Source organism: Gordonia sp. NPDC003422 (assembly GCF_053588675.1).
Window position 1 is genome coordinate 1 of record NZ_JBSFQL010000036.1, and the last position, 25,945, is coordinate 25,945.

17 protein-coding genes are annotated in these 25,945 nt (G+C 66.6%); 4 read left to right on the top strand and 13 right to left on the bottom strand.

Annotated elements, in window-relative coordinates; translation table 11 throughout:
* Positions 1-191: 191 nt before the first annotated feature.
* From ACWDTF_RS22655 to glf, 13 genes are all read right to left on the bottom strand, one after another.
* A complete protein-coding gene (locus tag ACWDTF_RS22655) occupies positions 192-1,742 on the bottom strand; it encodes an acyl-CoA carboxylase subunit beta (RefSeq protein WP_240857958.1) in 1,551 nt (516 codons plus the stop codon).
* A 2-nt stretch (positions 1,743-1,744) separates the two neighbouring features.
* The gene (gene pks13, locus ACWDTF_RS22660; protein ID WP_449755106.1) at positions 1,745-7,123 is read right to left on the bottom strand and encodes a polyketide synthase Pks13; all 5,379 of its coding nucleotides are present in this window, start codon (positions 7,121-7,123) and stop codon (positions 1,745-1,747) included.
* Between the two features lie 190 nt (positions 7,124-7,313).
* Complete coding sequence (gene fadD32 / locus ACWDTF_RS22665; RefSeq protein WP_240857872.1) at positions 7,314-9,221, bottom strand: long-chain-fatty-acid--AMP ligase FadD32; 1,908 nt, start codon at positions 9,219-9,221, stop codon at positions 7,314-7,316.
* A 284-nt stretch (positions 9,222-9,505) separates the two neighbouring features.
* A complete protein-coding gene (locus ACWDTF_RS22670; protein ID WP_240857871.1) occupies positions 9,506-10,507 on the bottom strand; it encodes an LLM class F420-dependent oxidoreductase in 1,002 nt (333 codons plus the stop codon).
* A 231-nt stretch (positions 10,508-10,738) separates the two neighbouring features.
* Positions 10,739-11,746, bottom strand: a complete 1,008-nt coding sequence (locus tag ACWDTF_RS22675) for a cutinase family protein (RefSeq protein WP_240857870.1) — start codon at positions 11,744-11,746, stop codon at positions 10,739-10,741.
* A gap of 4 nt (positions 11,747-11,750) precedes the next feature.
* Positions 11,751-12,287 carry a DUF732 domain-containing protein gene (locus ACWDTF_RS22680; protein WP_240857869.1) on the bottom strand — a complete coding sequence of 179 codons (537 nt, stop codon included), beginning with the start codon at positions 12,285-12,287 and terminating at the stop codon, positions 11,751-11,753.
* 168 nt (positions 12,288-12,455) lie between these two features.
* Complete coding sequence (locus ACWDTF_RS22685; protein ID WP_240857868.1) at positions 12,456-13,886, bottom strand: alpha/beta hydrolase-fold protein; 1,431 nt, start codon at positions 13,884-13,886, stop codon at positions 12,456-12,458.
* 245 nt (positions 13,887-14,131) lie between these two features.
* On the bottom strand, positions 14,132-15,127 hold the full coding sequence (locus ACWDTF_RS22690; RefSeq protein WP_240857867.1) for an alpha/beta hydrolase: 996 nt from the start codon (positions 15,125-15,127) through the stop codon (positions 14,132-14,134).
* A gap of 443 nt (positions 15,128-15,570) precedes the next feature.
* A complete protein-coding gene (gene zomB / locus ACWDTF_RS22695; RefSeq protein WP_355277488.1) occupies positions 15,571-17,799 on the bottom strand; it encodes a flagellar motor control protein ZomB in 2,229 nt (742 codons plus the stop codon).
* Positions 17,786-18,709 (bottom strand): decaprenyl-phosphate phosphoribosyltransferase, encoded by a 924-nt coding sequence (locus ACWDTF_RS22700; protein WP_355277485.1) that lies wholly within the window; start codon positions 18,707-18,709, stop codon positions 17,786-17,788. Before ACWDTF_RS22700 ends, zomB begins: the two co-directional genes overlap by 14 nt.
* Positions 18,706-19,431, bottom strand: a complete 726-nt coding sequence (locus ACWDTF_RS22705; protein ID WP_449755107.1) for a phosphatase PAP2 family protein — start codon at positions 19,429-19,431, stop codon at positions 18,706-18,708. The genes ACWDTF_RS22700 and ACWDTF_RS22705 overlap by 4 nt, the downstream gene beginning before the upstream one ends.
* On the bottom strand, positions 19,412-21,352 hold the full coding sequence (locus ACWDTF_RS22710; protein WP_355278747.1) for a glycosyltransferase: 1,941 nt from the start codon (positions 21,350-21,352) through the stop codon (positions 19,412-19,414). Before ACWDTF_RS22710 ends, ACWDTF_RS22705 begins: the two co-directional genes overlap by 20 nt.
* A complete protein-coding gene (glf, locus tag ACWDTF_RS22715; RefSeq protein WP_449755108.1) occupies positions 21,353-22,555 on the bottom strand; it encodes a UDP-galactopyranose mutase in 1,203 nt (400 codons plus the stop codon).
* A 161-nt stretch (positions 22,556-22,716) separates the two neighbouring features.
* On the opposite strand from glf, the gene ACWDTF_RS22720 reads away from it, so the two are divergent.
* From ACWDTF_RS22720 to ACWDTF_RS22735, 4 genes are read left to right on the top strand one after another with little or no spacing between them, the layout of a single operon-like run.
* Entirely contained in the window at positions 22,717-23,445 is a 729-nt protein-coding gene (locus ACWDTF_RS22720) for a glycosyltransferase (protein ID WP_240857861.1), read from the top strand.
* Entirely contained in the window at positions 23,442-24,431 is a 990-nt protein-coding gene (locus tag ACWDTF_RS22725) for an acyl-CoA dehydrogenase family protein (protein ID WP_449755109.1), read from the top strand. The genes ACWDTF_RS22720 and ACWDTF_RS22725 overlap by 4 nt, the downstream gene beginning before the upstream one ends.
* The gene (locus tag ACWDTF_RS22730; protein WP_433257400.1) at positions 24,428-25,198 is read left to right on the top strand and encodes a PIG-L family deacetylase; all 771 of its coding nucleotides are present in this window, start codon (positions 24,428-24,430) and stop codon (positions 25,196-25,198) included. Before ACWDTF_RS22725 ends, ACWDTF_RS22730 begins: the two co-directional genes overlap by 4 nt.
* Entirely contained in the window at positions 25,195-25,863 is a 669-nt protein-coding gene (locus ACWDTF_RS22735; RefSeq protein WP_355278758.1) for an SAM-dependent methyltransferase, read from the top strand. The genes ACWDTF_RS22730 and ACWDTF_RS22735 overlap by 4 nt, the downstream gene beginning before the upstream one ends.
* The last annotated feature ends 82 nt before the right edge of the window (positions 25,864-25,945 follow it).

The following is a 25,945-nucleotide window of genomic DNA, read 5'->3' on the forward strand; positions in this document are numbered from 1 at the left end:
GTCGTTGAACAGGCTGGTGAGGTAGGCCGGCACCGCGGTGTCGGCGTTGGAGTCGGTGACGCCACTCTCCATGACGTCCGACGACGGTGTCGGCACCGAACCTCGCGGAGGAGACTTCTTCCCCTAGATTTTGCGGGCAGGCACTTTGCATGTTTCCGCAGGTCAGGAGGCCTGAGACAGTACTCTTCGGATCAGATGGGCATCAGGAAGTGCTTGCGCGGGGTGCGCAGCATTTCTTTGTCGCGCAACTGCGCCAACGCCTTTCGGAGTTGCAGACGTGTCTCGGCGGGTTCGATGACGGCGTCGATGTAGCCGCGCTCGGCTGCCAGGTACGGCGTGGCCATGTGCTCGTTGTAGAAGTCGATGAAGTCGCGTCGGACCTTGTCGGCATCCCGAGCAGAGAGACCCTCGGTCTGACGCCGGGTGAGCACAGCGGCCGCCGACTCCGCACCCATCACCGCGATCTTCGCTGTGGGCCAGGCGAAGTTGATGTCGGCGCCGAGCTGCTTGCAGCCCATCACCGCATACGCCCCGCCATACGCCTTGCGCAGCACGACGGTGACCTTGGGGACATCGGCCTCCACGTAGGCGAACAGGAACTTGCCGGAGCGACGGATGGTGCCCTTCTGCTCCTCCGCGAGACCCGGCAGGATGCCGGGTGTGTCCACGAGGAAGACCAGTGGGATGCTAAAGGCGTTGCAGATACGCACGAATCGCGTGGCCTTCTCGGAGCTGTCCGTGTCGAGTACACCCGACATGACGCTCGGCTGATTGGCCACGACGCCCACGCTGTGCCCGTCGACGCGGGCGTACCCGGTGATCAGGTTGGGCGCGAACAACTCTCCCACCTCGTGGAAGGCGCCGTCGTCGAAGAGTTTGATGATGATGTCGTGCATGTCGTAGCCCGCGTTGTCGTTGTCGGGCATGAAGCTGTTCAGCGCGAGATCGGTCTCGGTGATCTCCGGCTCAAGTCCGGGGTTGATCACCGGCGGCCGCTCGTAGCAACTCGACGGCATGTACTGCAGGTACTCGCGCACCCACTCGAAGGCCGACTTCTCGTCGGGGGCGACGTGATGGATGTTGCCCCACCGCGCCTGATTGTGGGCGCTGCCCAGGTCTTCGGCCGAGATGTCCTCGCCGTTGACCTGTTTCAGGACGTCGGGTCCGGTGACGAACATGTAGCTCTTGTCCTCTACCGCCACCAGGATGTCGGTGTTGGCGGGCGTGTACACCGCACCGCCCGCGCACTTTCCGAGGATCACCGAGACCTGCGGCGCGAGACCAGACAGCAGATCGTTGCGTCGGCCCATCTCCGCGTACCACGCCAGCGAGGTCACCGCGTCCTGGATGCGGGCACCGGCCGAGTCGTTGATCCCGACCATCGGGCAGCCGATCTTGCCCGCCCACTCCATCAACGCGGATACCTTGCGGCCGAACATCTCTCCGACCGTGCCACCGAAGACGGTCTGATCGTGGGAGAAGGCCGCGACCGGACGGCCGTGAACCAGCCCGTGCCCGGTCACCACACCGTCGCCGTAACCCGAATGCGCGGCACCCGGCATCTTGGCCAACGCGCCGATCTCGACGAAGGTCCCCGGATCGAAGAGCATGTTCAGTCGCTCACGCGGCGAACAGATCCCCTTTGCGGCCCGCTTCGCGAGCGCCTTCTCACCACCCGGTTCCCGCGCCGCCTCCAGCTTTTGCCGGAGGTCTGCGAGCTTGGCTGCGGTGCTGTCGGTCACGGTCACTTCACTTCCTTCTCGACCTCGCCGAGGCGTCGAGTCAGATCGGCCCCGATCTGACCGATGAACGGCTCGTCCACGATAGACAGGTGATCACCGCCGATGTGGATGATCTCCAGATCGTCGACCACCTCGCCCCAACGTCCGTCCTCGTCGATCTCAGCCCACTGCGGCTCGAGTTCGACAGCCCCGTCGTGCATCTTGTCGGCCCGGTAGAGCACCACCTTGCCGCCGTAAGGGGTCGGCTCGATGTTGGTGAGCGCACGGTTGTCGAGGAAGGAAGTGCGCTGATGCTCGATGATGCCGCCGGGGATCTTGGTGCCCGACATCGACATCATCTCCATGATGATCGCGAACTGCCCCTCGTCGTCGGCCTCGACGAGCCGGTCCATCGGGATCGGGATGTCGGCGTCGAGATCGTAGTTGCGGATCGCGAAATCCTTCCAGCGTTCGAGCCGCTCACGCTTGGTGTCCGGCGTCTCGATCACCGGCTTCGACGGTCGCACGACGTCGATGAGACCGACGAACGACACGTCCTCACCCTCATCGGTCAGCACCTGGGCGCATCCGTAGGCCAGAGCACCACCCAGCGACCAGCCGATGAGGACGTAAGGTCCGTGCGGTTGCACTTCACGCAGACGCGGCATGTACTGGCGCACACGCTCCTCGATGGTGCCCTCGACCCGGTCGAAGCCGATCACCGGCACACTGTCCGGAAGCCGCTTGAGCAAAGCCTCGTAGGCCGACGTGTTGCCGCCCGCGGGATGGAACAGCAACGCGGGCACGGGGTCTCCGGCCGACGGGTCGTAGGACTTCTTGCCGTCGATCAGGCGCAGGTACCTGACGAAGCCGTCGGTGTCGGCGGCTGCGTCGAGGTACTGGCGGACGTAATCCGACATCTCCTCGATGGTCTCCGAGTCGAGGATGTCCTCGAGGTCGATGTCGCCGCCGGTCCGCTCGTTCAGACGGTCCGTGAGTTCTTGTGCGACTTCCTCTTCGAGCACCGGCAACTTGTTGAAGATGCCGCCCGCCGAACGCTTGGTCACCACCGCGTAGACACCGAACGTGAGACGCTCCGCAGCATCGCGGGGCGGGACGTCGGAGCCGGCAGCCGCAGCGACGGCGGCCTGGTCGCTGAGGTCGGCGGGCGCGGACTGATCGGGCGCGGCTGGGTGGTCTCGAGACGGCTCGGGCTCGCTACGCTCGCTCGTGCCTCCTCGACCAGCGGGGGTGGAGTCCGTCGCGGAAGGGCCGGCGGCGTCACCAACGGAGGGGGTGGCGGCATCACCAGCGGAGGGGGAGGTGGAGTCCGTCGCGGCGGGGGCGGCGGTGTCCTTGGCGTTCTGCTCGTCGATATAGGCGTTGAGGGCCGCGGTGTCGAGTTCGCCTCCGCCGGCGGCGTTGGAGGCCAGGTCGTCGAGCTGGTCGCGGTGGGTGACCGCGAACTCGACGAACTTGGTGACGTCGGCGAGATTCGCCTGCCGCATCGCCTGCAGCTGCAGTTGCGGGATGTCGAACTCGTACTCGACGCGGTTCTTGATCCGCACCGCCATCAGCGAGTCGAGACCGAGTTCGATGAGCGGGATCTCCCGAGGGAGGTCCATCGGGTCGTAGCCCATCGATTCGCCGACGATGATCGCCAGCCGATCCTGGACCGACTCACCGGAATCGGGGCTCCACTTGTTCCCGATGTCGTCGATGATCTCTTCCTCGACCGTGACGGTGTTGTCGATGTAGCCGACCTTGGTGGGGTCGATGCGGTCGGCCGCCGGCACCTCGGGGAGCGGAGGGGAAGCAGCCACCGCACCGTCGGCGAGATCGCCGGTCACCGCAGCTTCAAAGAGCAGGCGGAAGTTCTTGTCCTGCTTGACATGTACTGTCACCGACGCACCGCCCGGATGCGGGCTCAGCGTGGTGGTGAGGGTGCCAGTCGCCGGAATCTCACCGTGGGGGACGGCCACACCCACCGTGGCGCCGGACAGCACCTCGGCGGCCGCGGCGCGGACCAGTTCGCGCACATCGGTGACAGCGGAGGCGTTGACCTCCCAGGCGTGACGGCCGTCGGGCAGTGCGACGTGGGAGCCCGGAACACGACCCGTGCCGCCACCACTGTTGACCGATGCCTGCAGCCAGTAGTCCTTGCGTTCGAATCGCGTTCGCGGGATGTCGGCAAAATCGCCTGTGCCGAAGAGTGATCCGACGTTGACCGGATGGCCGTGCACGTACAGCTTCATCAGCGCGTTGACGAGGCCGTAGCTCTCGTCCTCCTTGCGACGCAACGTTTCGATCAGCTCCGCGTCGTGCAGTCCGGACGAGAAGGTCACTGCGGCAACGGAGATGAGCACCGCAGGATTGGGCGACAGCTCCAGGAAGGTTCGATGACCGTTGTCCACCGACTTGGCGACCGCCTGCGAGAACCAGACGCTGTGCCGCATGCCCTTGAGGAAGTAGTCGATGGTGTGCACCGGCTCGTGCCCCGGTCGGTAGAAGACCTCCCGATCGACCGAACTGTAGAAGCCGACCGTCGGGCGCAGCGGTTCGATTCCGGTGAGTTCGTAGGCCAACTCACCCAGGATCGGATCGACCTGCGAGGTGTGGCTGGCACCCTTGGTCTGCAGCTTGCGGCCCAGCTTGCCCTCCGCCTCGGCCCGCGCCACGATCGCGTCGACCTGAGGCTCCGGACCGCCGATGACCGTGTGGGTCGGCGCGGCGTACACACAGATCTCCAGGTCGGGGTAGTCGACCAGGACGCCCTCGATGTCGTCGGCGCTGTACTCGACCAGCGCCATCAGACGGATGTCGTCGCCGGTGAGCGTTGCCTCGCCCTCGGCCATGAGCCGCGACCGCTGACAGATGACGCGGGTGGCGTCCTGCAGCGACAGTCCGCCGCTGATGTAGGCGGCCGACGCCTCGCCCATCGAATGCGGTACCAACACACCGGGTTCCGCCCCGAAGTGGCGCAGCGTGTCGGCCAGCGCGACCTGGATGGTGTAGATGCCGACCTGTGAGGTCTCGATGCCGTAGGTCTGCTCGTCGTCGAGGAACATCTCGGCGATCGAGTAGCCGAGTTCGTTCTGGATGTACTCGTCGACACGGTCGACGTACTTCTTGAACACCGGGTTCTCGGTGTAGAGCTGTTTGGCCATCTTGCGGTGCTGCGAGCCGAACCCGGACAGCAACCACACCGCCGACGCGGCGTCGGGCGAATCGAAGGCGTAGACAGACGGATTGGCCTTGCCCTCGGCGACTGCCCGCACGCCCTTGACGGCGTCCTCGTGGGTACGTGCCATGACCACGGCACGCGACCGGCCGTGGTTGCGGTGCGCGAGCGCACGCCCGATGTCGGCGAGCGGAGTCGACTGCCCCGCCTCCGATTCGAGCCATTCCAACAGGTCCGCAGCGGCCTTGCGGCGGCGCGACGGCAGGAATGCCGAGATCACCAGCGGCACAACCGAACCCTCGACGGCGCAGGGCGCGAAGCCCTCGGCGGGATCCTTCTCGACGATCTCGGCCGGGGCATCGTCCTTCTTGGCCTGCGCGGCCAGGACGGCACGCTCGGCCTCGGTGAGGAACTCTTCCTCGTCGTCGTCGAGGTCTCGATACGCCTCGGACTCGCTGCGCTCGCTCGTGGCTACTCGACCAGCAGAAACGGTTCCGTCGTGTGAGGTATCGGCGGTAGGGGACCCATCAAGAAGGCCGGCATCGGCAAGATCTCCCGGAAGCACCTCGCGCACAACGAGATGCGCGTTGGTGCCGCCGAAGCCGAAGCCGGAGACACCGGCGATGGCGTGCCCGGAGTAGCGCGGCCATTCGGTGGCCTCGGGGACCACCTTGAGGCCGTTCGGGCCGAACTGAATGTACGGGTTGGGGCCGGAGTAGTTCAGCGACGCGGGAATCGTGTTGTGCTGCAAGGCGAGCACGACCTTGGCAAGTGCACCCGCACCGGCGGCGGACTCCATGTGGCCGAAGTTGGTCTTGGCCGAGCCGAGCAGCGCGGGCGCGCCGACCACGCGTCCCCGACCGACCACGCGACCGAGCGCGTCGGCCTCGATGGGGTCGCCGAGAATGGTGCCGGTGCCGTGCGCCTCCACGTAGTCGACCGACTGCGGGGAGATCGCCGCGTCGGTGTAGGCGCTGCGGAGCACCTCCACCTGCGCCTCGGGATTCGGCGCGAAGATGCCGTTGGAGCGTCCGTCGGAGTTGACCGCCGACCCCGCGATCACGGCGAGGACCGCATCGCCGTCGTTCCGGGCGTCGGACAGGCGCTTGAGCACGAACATGCCGCCGCCCTCGGAACGCACCATGCCGTCGGCGTCTGCGGAGAATGCCTTGATGTGGCCGTCCTTGGCAACGGCTCCGATGGTGTCGAAGCCGACGGTTGCGGCCGGCGTGAGGATCATGTTGACGCCACCCGCGAGCGCGACGTCGGACTCACCCGAACGCAGGCTGCGCACCGCCTGGTGGACCGCCACCAACGACGACGAACATGCGGTGTCGATGGCGACCGACGGGCCGTGGAAGTCGAAGAAGTAGGAGACACGGTTGGCGATGATCGAGGTGGCGGTGCCGGTGAGCGCGTAGGCGGCGGTCTCGTCGGCGCCCTCGCCGAGGCCGAGCGCCGCCATCAGCTGGTAGTCGTTGGTGGATGTGCCGACGAAGACGCCGACCTGCCCGCCCTTGAGGTCGCTGGCCGGGATGTGGGCGTCCTCGAGGGCCTCCCACGTCAGTTCCATGGCGAGGCGCTGCTGCGGGTCGACCATCTCGACCTCGCGCGGGCTCATCTGGAAGAAGTCGGCGTCGAAGCCCTTGACGTCGTCGAGGTAGCCGCCCCGGAGGTTGCGCTGCTCGAGCACCTCGAGCATGCGGGGATCGGATTTGAACTCGACCCAGCGGTCGTCGGGGAGCTCGGAGATGCCGTCGCGGCCCTCGATCAGCGCTTCCCAGGTGGATTCCGGCGTGGAACCGGCCTTGGGGAACCGGGTCGAGAGGCCGACGATGGCGATGTCGTCTGCCGGGTCGCGATCACGCTGCCAGTAGGTGTCGGCGGCATCGTCGAGCAGCTCGTCGGGGTCGCCCTCGATGATGCGCTTGGCGAGCATCGCGATCGTCGGGTGGTTGTAGGCGGCGGTCGCGGTCAGGATCACGCCGGTCTTGTCCTCGACGTCGGCGGCCAGTGCCACTGCGTCGCGCGACGAGAGCCCGAACTCTTCCATCGGCCGGTCGTCGGAGATCTGGTCGGCCGGCAGGCCCGTCGCCTCCGACACCCAGTTGCGCAGCCAGTCCCGCAGCTCGGCGACGGTCAGATCGCCGGCGGTCTCACCGTCGGTGTGCCCCGTCGTGTCGGCGGGGGCTTCGGGCTGGTCGGTATTCAGTTCAGACATCGCTTCCAGACTAACGATCGGGGCCCTTCGAGGCTCGCAAGCTCGCACCTCAGGGACCGGTGGTCACGCTTCGCTTACCCGTCCGCCAGCCCTTCGAGGCTCGTCGCTTGCGCTCCTCGCACCTCAGGGACCGGCAATGGCTCGGGGGCCGGCACCAACTCTCGGGCCGGCAATGGCTTGGCTCGTGGGATCAGGACTCGGGCGCATCCGGGAAGGCGGTCTGCTTGTAGCCGCCGCGGAGGCTGCCGTCGATGTAGGCGGCCTTGGTGGCCCGACGCGCGATCTTTCCGCTCGAGGTGCGGGGGATCGAGCCGGCGGGAACCATCAGGATGTCGCGTGCCATCACGCCGTGGCGGGCAGCGATGGCGGCGCGGACCGAGTCGGCGATCTCCTGTGGATCGGACTTCTTGCCCGGCCCACGTTCGGCCACGATGACCAACTGTTCGGAGGCGTCGTCGGCGTCGAAGGCCAGTCCGCTGGTCGCCTGTTCGAAGACCACTGCGGGCAGCTGGTTGGCGGGCACCGCGAACGCGGCGACGAATCCCGGTCGGAGCGCGGTGCTGGCTTCCTGCGCGCTGAACTCGAGGTCCTGCGGGTAGTGATTGCGACCGTCGACGATGACGAGGTCCTTCACGCGGCCGGTGATGTAGAGCTCACCGTCGAGCCACACCCCGTAGTCGCCGGTGCGCATCCATTGCGCATCGGCGGGCGCGCCCTCGGAATGGCTGCCCTCGGCGAGCGGATGGGTGAGGGTGTTGTGGAAGGTCTCGTCGGTTTCCTCGGGCTTGTTCCAGTAGCCGGCACCGATGTTGAGGCCGTGCAGCCAGATCTCACCGACGTGCCCGTCGGCCTGCTCGGTGGCGGTGTCGGAGTCGACGATGGTCGCCCACTGGCTGACAGCCACCTGCCCGCACGACACCTGCGCGACGGCGTTCGGCGCGTCGACGTCGACGATCTTGAAGCGGCCCGCATTGAGTTCGTCGCGATCGACGTAGATGATCTTCGCCTCGTTGTTGCGCTGCGTCGCCGAGACGAACAGAGTGGCCTCGGCCATGCCGTAGCACGGCTTGATCGCGGTCTTGGGCAGACCGTAGGGCTCGAAGGCCTCGTTGAACTTCTTCATCGAACTCACCGTGACCGGCTCGGACCCGTTGATCAGTCCGATGACGTTGGACAGGTCGAGTTGCTCGCCGGGCTTCGGAAGGCCGCGGACCGCGGCATGTTCGAACGCGAAGTTCGGCGCGGCGGCGTAGGTCTCTGCGCCGTCGGACGCTGCGGCGAGTTCCTTGATCCATCGTCCCGGCCGGCGGACGAACGCCTGCGGGCTCATGATCGTGATGTACTTGCCGCCCAGCGCGGGCAGGATCACCGTGAGCAGACCCATGTCGTGGAACATCGGCAGCCAGGTGACGCCGCGGGCGTTGCGGTCGATCTCGATGCAGTCGTAGATCTGCAGGACGTTCGCGGCGACCGCCTCGTAGGTGATCTCCACGCCGGCGGGGACGCGCGTCGAGCCGGAGGTGTACTGGAGGTAGGCGACGGTGTCGCGGTTGTGGTCCTTGCCGGCGACCGGCGCGACCCAGCTCGAACCGACGGAGTCGGGCACGGCGTCGACCGCGATCACACGCGGGCGCTCCTTGGCCGGCAGCGGCGCGAAGAAGTCGCGCACCGCTTCGGCGGACTTGGTGGAGGTCAGGATGGCCGACGGCTTGCAGTCGGCCAGGACCGCGTGCAGGCGATCGGTGTGGCCGGGCTCGTCGGGGGAAAACAGCGGTACCGCGATGTTGCTCGCGTACAGCGCCGAGAAGAAGCCGATCACGTATTCGAGCGACTGCGGAGCGAGAATGGCGACGCGGTCGCCCGGCTTGGTGACCTGCTGGAGGCGGGCCGCCACCGCACGCAGGCGCTTACCGAACTGGGCCCAGGTCAGGTCCTGTGCCTCGCCGTCGCGTTCGCGGCTGTAGTCGATGAAGCGGTAGGCCAGCGTGTCGGCCTCGTCGCGCACATTGCGCTCGACGTAGTCGACCAGCGTCGCATCCTCGGTGAAGTGCAGGTTGCCGTTCTCGTCGAGGAACTGTTCGAATTCAGTGTTCAGCATTCATACTCCTGTGGCCCCCTCGTGGACTCCCCCACCGATGCGCGCAATGCCTGTGTGTGGCGTTCCCCACGACACCACCGCAGCCCTGCGCGTCCACGCCCCAATGGCTACCGCCGGGTCACGGTAGCGCTCGTCCAATACCCGTTCTGTGGTCCTTGTGATCGTCAAGCATTTCTTCGTTGTGGTGCAGTTCTCTGGCCGGCACCCACCACGAGTGTCATCGCCCTCACCTCGCAGTTCGCTCGCAAGACCGTCGGCCATTCTACTCTTTATCCGATTGCGTCTTACTCTCCCTTGACGAGAGAGATGACGGGCGCAAACGCATCCATTTGGGTCGGGAACACCCCGACATACGACATCGACGTCCGACGCCGCACCTCGCGGATCTGATCGGCGATCTCCTCGAAGCTGCCGATCGCGATGTACGGCGACGACAACACATCGTCGACGGTGAACTCGGTGTCGCGCTCGATGTTCGGCGGATAGCCCTGGTCGAGCGCCTTGAGGGCCATTTCCGCGGTCGCATGACGGTCGTCGGTGATGACGATGACGGCGATGGTCCAGTTGAGTTCGATGTCGGGAAAGCGGTCTCCCGCTGCCTGGCGGATCCGGTCGACCCGCTCGGCGGTCTTCTCGATCGTCATGTCGGAGAGCTTCATCTTGCCGTCGGGCGTGGTGCCCGGGGCGACAGAGATGATGTCGGCGTGCTTGGCCGCCAGCGCGAGCATCTTCGGTCCGCCACCACCGACGGCGATGGGGGGTCGGGGTCCCTGGCGTGGTCGCGGGGTGCCTTCGAGTCCGTTGATCTGGTAGAACTCGCCGTCGAAGTCGACCGTCTCACCGCGCATCAGGCCATCGAGGATGGTCAGCGCCTCGTCGAGGCGACGGATGCGCACGCCCGGCGACTCGAACTCGATGCCCGCCTTGTCGAACTCGTCTTTCATCCAGCCTGCGCCGATGCCGAGCTCGAGACGACCCTTGCTCAACACGTCGATGGTGTTGGCCTCCTTGGCCAGCAGAGCGGGGTGGCGAAAGCCGTTGGCGAGGACCGAGGTGGCCAGCCGGATGGTGCTGGTGGCCTGCGTCAGCGCGCCCAGCGCGGCCAGCGGCCCGACCTGGTTACCGAGGTGATCGGGAATGGCGAAGGTGTCGTAGCCGTACTCTTCGGCGGTCTGCGCGAGTTTGACGAACTTGCGCGCACCGCCTTCGTCCTTGTTGCCTTCGCCGCCGGCCCCGAAGCGGAACTTCCGCAGACCCGGCTCCGATGTGGCGTCCGGTTGCGTCATCGCTCTCACTCCTCGTCGGTTCGGTGGTGTCGGCTGTTCGGCCGACCCGGCAACACGTTAGTGCAGCGTAGGTGGCCTACCCAAACGCGCCCATCGATTGGCAGGAACCGCACAGTCTTCGATCGGGTCCCACCAGTCCCCGGGGTACGGATGAACGTCGTCGCCGATACGCGAGACGTTAGCCCTCGCGCGTGTGACGTCGGTCGGATTTTCGAGTCCCAGCGATCGAAGTCACTCGTGGGGCTGCTGGGGCGCGTCGGCGATGAGGTCGTGCGCCCACCGATAGATCCACTGCGTCGCGCTCGACCCGTCGTGATCCCAGTACCGCGTCGTCGCGTACATGGCGTGCACCGGATTGTTCTGCGCGTTGGCGAGTTGTCCCAGTGCGGTCAGCGGATTGGTGATCGTCGGGGCGTCGCAGATCAGATCGCCGGGGGCACAGATCGACTGAACTCGGTCGCGCAGCGTGCCGAAGCCGCCATTGCGGGCACCGGTCATCGTGATGCCCGGAACGAGGCCGCCGAATCCGCCCAGCGCGATCTCGGCACCTTCGCCGTCCGGGCTGGGCGAGATGTCGTTCTGCTCACCCGGTTCGCGTCGACCGTCGGCGATGAGTCCGACGCCGATCACCAGGTCTTGGTCACCTTCCTTGAGCACGCCACGCCCGTTGCCGATGTTGCTGGCGAGATCGCCGGCGATCACCGCGCCCTGGGAGAACCCGGTGATGACGTATCGGGTGAGCGGGCAGCGCTTGTTGGTGGCGATGATCTTGCCCGCGGCCCGCTTGTATCCCTGGGTGCGCGACACGTTGTAGTCGGCCTGACGGTCGGCGAGGTTGGTCGGGTTCCGGAACTGCGCGAGGTAGGCCACGGTGTACACCTCCGAATGCGAGGTGTCGAAGTCACTCTGCAAGGCCTTGGACACCCGAAGCATCAGCGATCGGGGGTTCGAACTCGGGTTGGTGGTGTCGTCGTCGGGCGACGACTCCCACGTGCCGGGGATGACCACCGTCAGCACGTCGGGGCAGTCCGCGGGCTGAGCCTGCGGGCGCTCCGACGGCGTGGTCGGGGTCCTCGGCGGTGTCGGACCGCGCTGGGGACCGGGTGCGAGCAGCTGGATCACCAGGATCACCACCAGGATGATCGCGAGGATCGCGAGCGCACCGAGTGCGATCGCCAATTTCCCTATCCGCCGACGGGTGCGTCTGCCGCCCGTCGACGATCCTCGTCGTGCGTTCACCCGGTCAGCAGTAGTTGTCCGCGGCGGCCGCAATCACCTTGTCGGCCTTGGCATTTGCTTCTTCGACGGTCTTGGTGCCCGGCCCCACCGACGCGGTCACGAAGGCCTTCACGGTCGTCGGGTCGGTGCCCTTGGCCCGTGCGCCGCACACGTACTCGGCCATCGTGAGTGCCACCGAGTTGTCCGAATCACCCATGAAGGTCACGTTCTGCGCCTTCAGTGCCGCGAGATACCGGCGGGCCTTCTCGCTGAGGGGCGCACCACTGGGACCCGGATAGTTCGACGGCACCGTCGTGCTCGGATTCGGTCCGGTCGCCGGCAGCTGACCGCCCGGCGTACTCGAGTTCGGGAGCGTCGCCGAAGCCGAGGGATTCGCCGCGGTGGTGCTGGAATCGGCGCCCGACAGCAACGACGTGGTCGTGACCGGGTTGCCGGTTATCGGGGCCGACGCGGTCGAGTCGTCGCCACATGCCGTGATCGACCCGAGTGTCAGGACGAGTCCGACGGCCATCACCGCCGTGGAAACAAATGGTCTCGTCATCTCCACTTCCTCGATCGTGTCCTTCCCGGTCGGGTCCCGCCCGGGGCGGACGCCGCATTGCGTCCACCTCGGGTCAGGCTACCGTCCACGCGGCCGGTCATCCGCCACGCGACCCGCTCCACCTGCGGAAACCCGCTGTTTCCTCAGCGAAGTTTCAGCCCGCACACATCACTTCGTCACCTTGGTGCCACCCTTGGCGGTCCAGAAGATCCGCCCGTGCTCAAAGGTGTTGAAGCGTCCCTTGCCGTCGCGCGTCGCCATCTCGTCGCTCGTCGGCTTGCCGAGACGCCCGCCTGGGCCGCCGGTGGACGCGTAGGCGCCGCCGATGGCTCCGGTGACGATCTTGGGTCCCTTGGGGCCGCTGAACACGCGTCCGCCGAAGAAGTCCTGCGCCCGACCGCCCGGCACCCCGTACTCCGGCGTGAGGCATCCACCGAGCTGTGCTCGGTTGCGGTCGTAGACCTTCTTGAACGCGCCGCCGACCCGACACGCGACCCGGTCGCCGGCCAGACCCAGCGCACTCGCGGCCTGCGGCCACGCCTGAATCATCTCGAACTCCCAATAGGGCCAGGTGTGGGTACCCGACGGCCGGTACACGGCCTGCCCGGGAATCCCCTTGCGGTTCAACTCGATCGCGAACTGCTGCGACGTGACCCGGCTCAGCACCTCGAGGCCGACGCCGGAATAGTTGGTCGCCAGCATCGGGATGTCCGACGGTTTGTCGTGTGCGCCGATGAGTCCGTTGCCGGATGAGATGTAGAGACTCGTGCCCTGGAGCTTCTCGGCGAGCAGATAGGGGTCGTGCTCCTTCCAGGCCGGATCGCTGGGCGGACCGAACATCTTCATCGAGTCGTAGCCGCCGCCGTCGCGCAGCGCGAACTGGATTGCCTGCGGCATGCCGTACGAGGTCATCTGCAGGATGCCGGAGAACGACGCCGCGAACTTGTAGAACCCGGGGTTGCGGGCGGCGAGCATCATCGCCGCCGAACCGCCCATCGAGAGCCCCTCGATTCCGCGTACATCGGTCGAGCGCCACTGCCCCTCCAGGATCGGCGGCAACTCGCGGATCAGGAAGGTCTCCCACTTGTAGTTCTTGCCTCGATCGGGTTCTTTCCAGTCGGTGTAGAAGCTCGACTCACCGCCGATGGGCAGGATGACGTTGACGTTCTTGTCCTTGTAGAAGTCGACGACCTTGGTGTTGATCACCCACCCGCTCTGGTCGTCCTGCGCACGCAGGCCGTCGAGCATAGTCAACTGCGGGAACGAGGCGCGCGGCTTCGCATACCAATCACGGGCGAGCAGGATCTGCACCTGGATGTTGGTGTTCATCGACGGTGAATAGACCCACAGCGCGACGCGACGGTCCGTGTACCAGTAGGTGTTGACGACCTTGCCCGGCTTCGCCTCCGGTGGTGGTGGAGGTGCCTCCTGGGAGGTCGTGGGAGGCGGTGCCGGTTCCGCTCCGGCGGGGACCCCGCCCGCGAGGACCAACGCGATCGTGGCGGCACACACCGCCACGATCGTTGCCACGGTCCCACGTCCGCGTGGCCGGTTCCCCCGTGTGCCGACCACCCGCTCAGCTCTTACCGTTCGCCGCATTGTCTTCTGAACTCCTTCGCCCCTGTCCGTTGGCGTTCTGATACGGATACGGAGCCCGACTGGTTCCCCGCCAGTCACACAAGCATCACTAACAACAAACGCCTCAGGTGTTTCTTACACGACGAGGGGTGTCGATGTACGCGCGCCACGCTGTGACACGAGTGAACAATGTGATTTCAGAGGTTTCTAGCAACACAAACGCCCCGCCCGGGGTAGTCCCGGGCGGGGCGTTCGATGAGCTCAGATCAGCGGAAGAAACCGCGGTTCTTGGCGTTCCAGACCATGTCCTGCCAGTAACCCCACGCGTGCGTTCCGTTGGCGTAGTAGGTCATCAGCGGGATGCCCTGGACAAATGCAGCCGCCTCGAAGGCCTTGGCCTGCGTGAACGCGAGCAGTTCCAGCGTCGAACCCTTGAACAGGTCGTCGAAGACGTTGGGCAGTGCGTTGTAGCGGCCGAACAGGCCGTTGCCGGAGCCGACGAAGAGCTTCATGCCGCGCATGCGGTTGAGATTCCAGAACGGGTCGTTGTCGAACCAGCGGAAGCTCCACGGCGGGCCCCACATGCAGTCGATGTTCCACGGCTTGGGGTCGACGTCGAGCATCGCGAGACGCAACGCGGTCCGCATACCGGGAGCCGTCAGGAAGTTGTAGCCCGACAACGAACCTGCGCGGTCGAAGGCGGCGCGGTTCTGGGCGGCGAGCACCAGTGCGGCGTTGCCGCCAGACGAGATGCCCATGATGGCGTACTTGCGGCTGGCGCCGACGCGGAAGCCCTTGCGATCCAGCGCGGGCACCAGGGTGCGGTTGATGACGCAGTTCCAGCGGTAGCGGTATCGCTGACCGTTGAAGTTGCTCGGCGCATCCCAGTCGGAGTAGAAGCTGGCGGGCCCGCCGATCGGCTCGACGACGTTCACGCCGGAGCGGACCATCTCCTGGACGTTGGTGTTGATCTCCCAGCCGCTGTAGTCGTACTGGGCACGCATACCGTCGAGCATGATGACGGTCTTGTAATTGCCCTTACGCTTCCAGGCACGCACTTTGACCGAGGGCATCCCACAGCCGTTGACGTAGAACTCCTGCTTGCCGAACTGGGTGCCGCCGATCCGGGCGTCGGCCTGGCCGGCCCCCACCACGACTCCGGCGAGGCCGAAAACGGTCATCAGGGCAACAGTGGCGGCGATGAAGCGATTGCCCAACCGGTGCCGGCTGGGCTTTCGCGGCTGGTTCACAGCTTCGCGCATGGACTCAAATCTCCCTCGTCAACCGGTCTGACCTGGGGTTCTACCACAGCTTGCCAGCCGGATCGGTTTAGCGACCACAGTCGCCCGTCCCCCCGAAAGCATCTGGCGAAACGAGAATTCTCAGCTCTTTCTTGAGCTTTGTTCACCGTTTCGGCAGCCTATTGCAATCCCAGAGGACAGACAAACCGTGTGATCGCAGTCACACAGCGGCCGTCGAAGCAGGCCTGGTCATTCGACCAGACCACTCGACGACGAACTGAGTATCGCCGCGGTCCGCGGGAACGTTACCGATTCGAGACATGCTTCGGCAACACGAGCTTCGTGTCGGCGGTCAAGGCCACGCAGGAAAGCTGTACGCCTCAACCCGGCGAGGTGCACCGTGCGCTTGACTGACCTCCCGCGTACAGATTCCCGGAGGGCGAACGGGATGCGGCGGAGTCGACTCACTTCGGTGGCAACGGCGTCAGCGGCGGCGGGATCGGCAATCCGCATCGCTGCAACTCGTACTCGGGATTGCGTTCGATCCGGTAGTCGGTGAATCGGAACGACTCCCGCAGATTGTGCTTGAACCGTGCCCACGTCCACGGACCCGTGAAGGAGGCCTCGCGGTCCTTGGTCTCCGGGCAGGTGAGAGCCACTTCCGCCTGCCGGACGGTGTCCTCGTCGAGGTAGCCGGGCAGCACCGGGCGTCGGGGATAGGCACCCGAATCGGCGACGACCCACTCGCTCGGCAGGATCTTGTCGTGACCGATGCGACCGTCCTCGAGACGTTCGGTATGGGCGGCCAACGGATAGGCAAGACCCATCTGGTCGATGACCCGCACGTCGAGCGGTGCATTCATGCTGGTCATGCCGAGATTTAGGAAGTAGACGGTGACCTTGCGCTCCGCGCCCTTGGGCATCACGCCCGGCATCCGGGCGACGTACCACTCGTCGTAACTCGACGACGGCAGGATGACACCACCCTCCTCGCGATACTTGTCGATCATCTCGACCATCGCCCGCATGCGGGGATAGTTCAGGTAGTCCTCGGCGGTCACCGGGTTCTCGTTGCCCATGTTGGTGACGTAGAACCGGCGCTCGTCGACGATGCCGCTGCGCCCGATGTCGATGCCGGCATTCGGCAGGGAGTTCTCGTGACAGGTGATCGCCCAGACGAGCGTCGTCACCCACAATGCCGCCATCAGAGTCGCCCCGACCAGTTGAGCCCGGATACGACGACGGTCAGGCGCACGGTCAACGGTTTCCGACGCACCGTCAACGCTTTCCGACGCACCGTCAACGCCCTTCGAGGCTCGCTCCGCTCGCACCTCAGGGAGCGGAACCTCCTCGTCAGCGGGGGTGGGGGTGCGCCGGAACGCCGCGCGAACATGTGCGGGCACGGTCACCGGAACCACCATCACCGGCAGCAGCAGCGTGAACAGAGACACCAGCAGCACGCGCCCGTGCATGAAGTCGCCACCTTGGCGGATCCAGTAGATGCCGCCGATGAGGCCGGCGATCACCACGGTGATCACCACAGCCTTGGGGGTCTGCAGTCCGCGCGACCAACCGCCGAGCCGGGTCCTCAGCGACACAGGTCCGGCGCCGGGTTCGGTGTCGGGTCGCTCGCGCATCCGCGCTCCGACCGTCAGGAGCACTCCGGCGATCACGGCCAGGATCACCGGCAGGACCAGCACATACGGCCCGAACAGGTTGCCGAGGTAGACGAAGCCCTGATGCCACTTGGCGCCGCTGGCGTCCTTGGCGACCGCCGGGTTGGGCACCAGCAACGCGTAGTAGCCCATCCGGAAGATCTGGTAGCTCACCGGCACGATCGCAGCCGCCACCACGACGCCGACCCGCATCTTCGCGCCCAGCGGCGCGAGGAAGACCAGAACCAGGACCAGGCCGCCGAGTACGGCCAATTCGGGACGGACCAACGGCGCGAGCCCGGCCGTGAATGCCAACAAGAGCGTGAACGCTGCCGCCGAGCGGGTGCCCGTCGGACCTCGCCGGGCCCAGGCCACCGCCTGGCACCAGAGCACCGCCACCCAGAAGATGCAGAGGCCGTTCTCGAGGCCGCTCGTCGCGAAGTCGCGGGCGGGCGGAACGGCGATGTAGACGATCGAGCCGAGCGGAAGCAGCAGCGTCCAGCCGTCGCCGGTCAGGCCACCGAGTCGCGAACCCAGAAGGCGCGCAGTGCCGTACATGGCGATCGGGATGGCCGACACCGACAGCACCAGAGCAACCCACAGCGCGACATATTCGAGTTGCCCGTCGGTGACCCACGCCCAGAACCACAGTAGGTAGGTCCAGGCGGTCGACGTGTTGGCCTCGACGCGCTCACCCGCGTTGAACACCGGGCCGTTGCCCGCGAACAGATTGCGCAGGGTGCGTAGGACGATCAAACCGTCGTCGGCGATCCACCGCCGCTGCCAGGCGCCGATGGCGAAGAACGTGCTGACCGCGATCGCGCCGACGGCAAAACTGATGACCGGAACCCACTGGCGTGAACCCCACGCACGAATCCCGCGTCGGCTGCCGTCCGTCGAGACCTCGTCGACGGCGGAATCGGCAGCGTCGTCGGTGTGCTCGTCGGTTACCCGGTCGATCCGGGTGGTCGGCTGGTCGTCGAGAACGAGATCGTCGGACTCTTCATCCTGGAGATCTCGCTGATCAGGAGACTGCATAGACCGCGACACCCACGCATACTATCCACGCGACCGCCAGCAGTTGCAGAACCCGGTCTCCGAGCGCGACCTCTTCGGGCTCGCCGGCCTCACCGCCGTCGATGTCGACCGCGTACCGCAGGATGGCGATGGTGAACGGCACCATCGACACCGCGTACCAGACGTTGGTGTCGTGGGAACCCTTGTCGAAGGCCCACAGTCCGTAGAAGACGACCACCGCTGTCGCCGACAGCGTCCAGATGAACCGCAGATACGTCGTGGTGTAGTACTCCAGCGATTTCCGGATCTTGGCGCCGGTCCGTTCGGCCAGCTGCAGTTCGGCGTATCGCTTGCCGGCGGCCATGAACAGCGACCCGAACGCCATGACCAGCAGGAACCACTGTGACAACTCGATGCCGGCGGCCACGCCACCGGCGATCGCGCGCAGCAGGAAGCCCGACGACACGATGCAGATGTCGATGACGGCCTGGTGTTTGAGCCCGAAGCAGTAGCCGAGCTGGATGACCAGGTAGACAGCGATGGTGGTGGCTGTCTGCCAGTTGGCCACAAAGGCGATACCGATCGAGGCGGCGGCCAGCACGATGGCCAGCGCGAAAGCCAGATTGCGCGGCACCACACCCGCGGCTATCGGGCGAAACCGTTTTGTCGGGTGGTTGCGGTCGGCCTCGACGTCGAGTGCGTCATTGATCAAGTAGATCGACGACGCGACCATGCAGAACGAGACAAACGCGATGCCGACGCGGCCCATCGCGCCGCTGTTGGTCAGGGCGTCGGTACCGGCGGCCAGAGGCGCGGCCAGGACCAGGACGTTCTTGACCCACTGCCGCGGTCGGACGGCCTTGATCAGCCCGGTCGCCAGATTCTTCGGCGGCCCGAGAACCTTGCCGTGCTCGATCGGCTCCTCGCTCATGCGTTCTCCCTGCTCCTCAACACCCGTGCTGCGGCCGGCACCGCCACCCGCGCCGTCTTTCCGGGCGCCACGGCGAGCGCCGACGCCCGTACCGCCCACGCGGCGGCCCGCGTGGTGCGCGGATGTGCCGCCGCGGTCTGGGCCGTGCGCTCGACCAGCGCGTCACCCGCGGTGATCGCAGTGGCACTGAGCGCGCCGATCACCGCACCCGCGGCGACGTCGCTCGGATAGTGCACACCGAGCACGAGCCGCGAGGTGAGCATAGGCGGGACGAGTGCGGCCGGGAGCAGCCACCTCGGCAAACCGGCGGCCCGACCGATCAGGATGGCGGCCGCGGTGGTCGACGTGGCGTGGCTCGACGGGAAGCTCAGCCGGCTCGGCGTCGACACCCCGACGACGATCCTCGGGTCGTGCGGACGCTTCCGCCGGACGATGCGTTTGATGATCACCGACGCGGCGTGCGCACCGAAGGCGCCGACACCGGCTTGGACCCAGAGCCGCTCGGAGGCGGGGTCGTTGCGTTTGACGGCCAGACCCCAGCCGATCGCGGAGATGGCCAGCCAGCCGAGTGAGTGTTCACCGAAGTGCGACAGCCCCCGCGCCGTGGAGACCACGCCCGGCTTGTCCACCAGCGCACCCTGCACCGCGATGAGTGCGGCCACTTCGCCGCGCGGGTCACCCAACGCTGGGTCGTCTACCCGCTCAATCGATTCCGAAGACACGCGCCCAACTCTCCTTGCCGGTCAGTTCCGCGTGCGCGGCCCGATACTGTTCCTTCATCTCCGGGAACCTCTCCCGCAGTTCCTTGACCAGCGCGAAGTATTCGCGGGCCAGGGCGATCGCCTTCTCGCGGTCCCGCTGCCGATAGACCACCCCGCGGCCGTCGGCGGTGGTGACGGTCACGCCGTCGACCCGGCCGAGACTGAACCAGCGTGCCTCGATCGGCGGGTAATTCGCTTGCGGCACTTCGTGATGCCGCGGATCGGCGGGACGCAGGTTGTTACGCACCGACGCGGCGAGGGCTTTGGCCTTGGCCACCTTGCCCTCCGGCGGGTTGGTACCGAGCGCAGTCGCCTCACCCGACGTCCGGGGCAGTTCCGTGGCCGAAGGAAGCACGACGGCGTCGGGGAACTGCTTGCGCATCTGCGCGACCTTCGGCAGCGCGGTGGGCAGCAGTTCGCGGATGTGGTGGGGTCCGGCGAGGAAGTCGCGGATCGCCTCGCTCTGGATGGCAACCGTCGAATACTCCAGGCACAGAAGATGTTTGGCCGCCGCCTTGGTCATCGACCGCAGGATGCCGGTGATCGGACCGTCGTGGTGCAGCGACGCGACCACCAGCCGGTTGCGGAGGTGGAAGTACGCCTGCCAGTCGATGGCGTCGTCCTTGTCGCTCCAGGCCATGTGCCAGATCGCGATTCCGGGGACGGTGGCCGTCGGATATCCGGCTTTCGCTGCGCGCAGGGCGAATTCCCAGTCGTCCCACTTGATGAACAGCGGCATCGGCAGACCGATGGTCTCGGCGCAGGCGCGCGGGATCATGCACATCCACCAGCCGTTGCCCTCGACGTCGATGCGCCGGTGCAGGTTCGTCGAGTTGTCCCGGTCGCGCAGTGGGTACTTCGAGAAGTTGTGGTCATAATCGACGAACGGCGCCGCGGTCCACATGAACTTGTTGCGGTCGATGACCTCACCCATGCAGTGCAGGTGACTGCGGTCCTGGAGGTTGAGCATCTGTCCGCCGACCAGCATCGGGGTCTTGGCGAACCTCGACATCGCGAGCGCACGCAGGATCGAATCGGGTTCGATGGCGATGTCGTCGTCCATGTAGAGCACGTACGGGCTGTCGGTGAGCCGCAACGCCTCGAACATGATGCGTGCATACCCACCAGAACCACCGAGGTTGCCCTGGTCGAAGATGTGCAGCCGATCATCCAGGCGCGCAGCGGCTTCGGTGTAGCCCGGCTCGTCGACCACCTTGCGGGTGCCCTGGTCGGGCATCAGCACCGCGTCGATCACCTCGTCGACCAGCGGGTCCGAGGTCAGCGCGGCGAGTGCGGCGACCGCGTCGTTCGGCCGGTTGAAGGTCGGGATGCCGACCGTGATGCCCACTCGCGACTCGCCGTCGGGTGCGTCGATCGGCGCGTACCAACCGGCCGAGAGGATCTCGGTGTCGGTGTCGGTGGTGACGTCGAACCAGATCCAGCCGCCGTCCTCGAACGGCCCGAGGTCGAGCTCGAATTCCGCTACGCCACGCCCGGTTTCGTCGGTGGCGATGAGATCGCCGCCGATCCCGATGCGGGAGCCGTCGATCTTGGAGCGGTAGAGATCCACCCGGCACGAGCCGATGACCTCGACGCGCAGGACGACGGAATCCAGGATGCTCCACCGGCGCCAGTACGACGCCGCGAAGGCGTTGAAGTAGGTCTCGAAACTGACCTGCGACTCCGCACCGAGCAGCACCGACGTCCGACTCGGCGCATGCGCGCGCCGGGCGTTGCGGTCATCCTCCACCAGGTACAGCGAGCGCACGTCCAGCGGTTCGCCGGCGCGCGGGAAGATCACCCGCTGCAGAAGGGATTTCGCGTTCGACGGCCCGGAACCGGCGGTCGGGATCTCGGATTGGGTCACGGGGCTCAGACTCATCTACTCTCCGCTGTCTTCGGTCAGGGGCGCACCGTCGGCGAGGTGCGGCGCCAGCGTGTTGTCGAACATGGTGAGCGCACTCGCGATCGCCATGTGCATGTCCAGGTATTGATAGGTGCCCAGGCGTCCACCGAAAAGCACCTTGGCCGATGCGGTTTCGTCTCGGGCCAGCTCGCGGTAGGCCGCGAGGGTGGCCCGGTCCTCGGGGGTGTTGATCGGGTAGTAGGGCTCGTCGTCGTCGTTGGCGAACCGTCCGTACTCACGCATGATGACGGTCTTGTCGGTCGGGTACGAGTCGCGCTCCGGGTGGAAGTGGCGGAACTCGTGAATCCGGGTGTAGGGGACGTCGGCGTCGTTGTAATTCATCACCGGGGTTCCCTGGAAGTCCCCGGTGTCGAGTACCTCGGTCTCGAAATCGAGTGTGCGCCAACCGAGTCGGCCTGCCGAGTAGTCGAAGTAGCGATCCAGCGGACCGGTGTAGACCACCGGGGCATCGGGATTGGCGGCGCGCAGGTCGTCGCGTACGTCGAACCAGTCAACGTCCAGCCGCACCTCGATGCGCTCGTCGGCCGCCATCTTCTCCAGCCATGCGGTGTACCCGTCGACCGGCAACCCCTCGTAGGTGTCGTTGAAGTAGCGGTTGTCGAAGGTGTAACGCACCGGGAGGCGGGTGATGTTGCTCGCCGGCAGGTTCTTCGGGTCGGTCTCCCACTGCTTGGCGGTGTAGTTCTTGACGAAGGCCTCATACAGGGGGCGGCCGATCAGGCTGATCGCCTTCTCCTCGAAGTTCGCCGCCTCCTTGGTGTCGAACTCGGCCGCCTGCTCGGCGATCAGCGCACGCGCCTCGTCGGGGCTGTAGTACTTGCCGAAGAACTGCGCGACCAGACCGAGCCCCATCGGGAACTGGTAGGCCTGACCGGCGTGCATCGCAAAGACGCGGTGCTGGTAGCCGGTGAAGTCGGTGAACTGGTTCACGTAATCCCACACCCGCTTGTTGGAGGTGTGGAACAGGTGCGCACCGTACTTGTGGATCTCGATGCCGGTCGTCGGCTCGGGTTCGGAGTAGGCATTGCCGCCGATGTGCGGGCGACGCTCGAGGACCAGGACCCGTTTGCCCAGCTGGGTCGCCGCCCGCTCGGCGACGGTGAGTCCGAAGAATCCGGATCCGACGACGATCAGGTCATAACTGGTATCGGCTGCCACGGGTCCTCAGGGTAACGGACGTAACCTGAGGGTTCTCCGCGCCACCACGGCTCCGATCACAACGTTGCCCTACCAGTCGCGCCTCCCCCCGGTAAGGTAGGAACACATCGGTCTGAAGACACGCGGCCCGTGACACCCATCCCACTCGATCAGGGGACCGCGTGACGCCTTCACAGCCTGCCGACCTCTCCCAACGCCGTTTCGGCACCGAACCGATCCACTCCGTCACCGTGGTGGTGCCCGCACACAACGAGCGGCACACCCTGCGACCGTGTGTCGACGCGCTCTGCGCGGCCGCGGCGGCGGTGCCCGTGCCGGTCGAGATCATCGTCGTACTCGACGCCTGCGACGACGATTCCGCCTCGGTGCTCGGACCCGGTGTCACGGCGGTGAGCATCGACGCTCACAACGTCGGTGCCGCCCGCCGCGCGGGTTTTGCCGCGACTCAGAGATCCGGCCCGACGGCCACCACGTGGTTCGCCACCACCGACGCCGATTCCACCGTCCCCGAGGACTGGCTCTGCACGCATCTGGACGCGGCCGAGGCGGGCACCGACGCGTATGTCGGCACGGTCACCCCCGACGGTTTCGGCCAGTGGCCCGACGACCTCGAGGTGCGCTACCTCGAGCGGTATTCGCACCGCCCCGGACATCGACACGTGCACGGAGCGAACCTCGGTGTGCGCGCCTCGTCGTATGTGGCCGTCGGCGGTTTTCGACCGCTGGCGGTGCACGAGGACGTCGATCTCGTAGACCGCCTGCAGGCACTCGGCAGCTCGATCACCCGGTGCGCAGCAGCGCCGGTGCGCACGTCGACACGCGTGGCGAGCCGGGTGGGCGAGGGATTCGCGGCCTATCTGCGCAAACTGGCCACCGAGGCTGCCCAATGAATGCGGGGGCCGCGTTCGCCGCGGTCACAGCCGACCGGTTCGGCCTGCCCCGACCCGGGTCAGGACACACCGGCGAGCGGTTTGCCGCGCTGGCCCGGGCGTGCACGGACGACATCGCCACCGGCCGGCTGATCGAGGCCCATGCGGACGCCGACGCGATCCTCGGCGAGATCGGCGGAGCGTCGGTCGGGCCGGGAGAATTCTGGGGGGTGTGGGCGGCCGACCCACCCAACACCCAAGTCAATGCGTTGGGCAGCGACGACGAATGGGAGCTGTCCGGCACCAAACAGTGGTGTTCCGGAGCGCAGCACTGCACCCATGCGTTGATCACCGCGCACACGGAGCTCGGGGATCGGTTGTTCGCCGTCGAACTCGGTCAGGGCGGGGTGCGGGCCGACCCTTCGGTGTGGAAGACCGACGCCATGCGCGGGTCGAACACCTGCACGGTGATGCTCGACCGTGTGCGGGCCCACCCGGTGGGCCCACCAGGTGCATATCTCGAGCGTCCCGGGTTCTGGCATGGGGCGATCGGGGTGGCGGCGTGCTGGTTCGGTGGTGCTCGCCGGGTGGCGGCGCCGCTCTACCGCGCTGCCATTCGTCGCGACGACCCCCTGCTGCGGATGCATCTCGGGGCCGTCGACGCGGTCCTCGCCGCGGGCTGGGCACAGTTGCAGGACGCCGCCCGACGCATCGACGCCGACCCTCACGAATCCACCAAACGCCTGGCCCACCAGGTCCGCTGGTCGATCGAGCAGGTGGCCACCACCGTCATCGACCGCACCGGCCGGGCGCTCGGTCCCGGACCGCTGGCCGCCGATGGTGACCACGCTCAGGCCGTCGCCGATCTCATGGTGTACATCCGGCAGTCGCACGCCGACCGTGACCTCGTCGTTCTCGGATCGCTGGCCGGGCGAGCCATCCCGGGCCCGAGTCGGGTGCAACCCGATTCGCTCCTGTCGGCCACGCGAAACGGGCATGCACGGTGAGCGTCTCCGCGGCGCGATTCGCCGCGATACCACCGTCGGACATCGGCACCGCTGAACCGGTGTGGGCGAGCTGGCTGGAACGACAGGGCCCGTGGCCGCGGCCCCACTTCGACGTCGAGGTCCTCCTGGTTCTCGCCGCCCACCCCGACGACGAGGTGCTCGGTGCGGGCGGAATGATGTCCTCGGCCATCGCCGCCGGTGTCGATGTGGTGACCGTGTGCCTGTCCGACGGCGCCGGTTCTCATCCGGGGTCGCCGACCATGTCGCCGACCCAACTCGCCGCGCGCCGCCACCTCGAACTCGACACGGCCGCTGCCATCCTCGGTCTCGATCCGCCGCGGTGGTGCGGACTACCCGACGGTTCGCTCGAACAGCGCGAGGACGACATGGCCGTAATCGTCGGTGCTCTGCTCGACGAACATCGCGGCAGCCGCGTCGGGTTGCTGTCGGTGTGGGCCCACGACGGTCATCCCGATCACGAGGCGGTTGGCCGCTGCGCCCAGACGATCGGCGCGCAACGCAACGTCCCGGTCTGGATGTATCCGGTGTGGATGTGGCACTGGGCATGCCCCGGCGACCCCGCGATCCCCTGGGATCGGTTGCGGGCCCATCCCCTCGCGGAAGGGGTGCTCGGGGTCAAGCGGGCAGCCGTACGCGCGTTCGCCTCTCAGATACGACCGTTGTCCCCCGCACCGGAAGACCAGGCGGTTCTCAGCGCGCACATGCTGTCCCACCTGCTGCGCGACCGCGAGTTCGTCTTCGAATGAGACGCCCGGAGCCCAGTGCGGGACACCGCAACGTCCCGCTCTCGTACTTCGACGCGATGTACGAGAGCAGCGACGACCCCTGGGGTTTCGGCAGCCGGTGGTACGAGCAACGCAAGTACGCGTTGACCTTGGCGCTGCTGTCGTCGCCGCGATATCTGTCGGGTTTCGAACCCGGATGCTCGATCGGCGTGCTGAGCGAGGCGCTGGCCACCCGATGCGATCGACTTCTGTGCACCGACATCAGCGACCGGGCAATCGGCCTCGCCCGTGACCGCCTGCGGCATGCCGACAACGTGCGCCTGCGGACATGCGATGCGTTCACGGACTGGCCGGACGCCCAATTCGACCTCATAGTGGTCAGCGAATTGCTGTACTACCTCGACGGGGAGGCGCTTGGGGACCTGATCTCGCGGCTTGCGAGGTCGCTGACGGCGGGCGGCGAAGTAGTGGCGGTCCACTGGCGTCACCACGTCGCCGAGTACCCGTCGTCGGGCGACGACGTCCACGACGCACTCGTCAGATCACCGGCACTTCTTCGTCGGGCCGGCTACACCGACCGCGACTTCCGGGCCGAATCGTTCACCGTTGGGGACACGCCGTGGGTTGCCGAGCGCGACGGACTCGTGGCAGTCGAGTCCGCGACCCAGGCGTCCAGGTCAAGCTAGAATTGCTGGTCTACGGGGGATCACGATTCGGATGCTGGTGGGGCAAGTGGCACAAGAAGGAGGACGCACCGTGTGGGCTGAT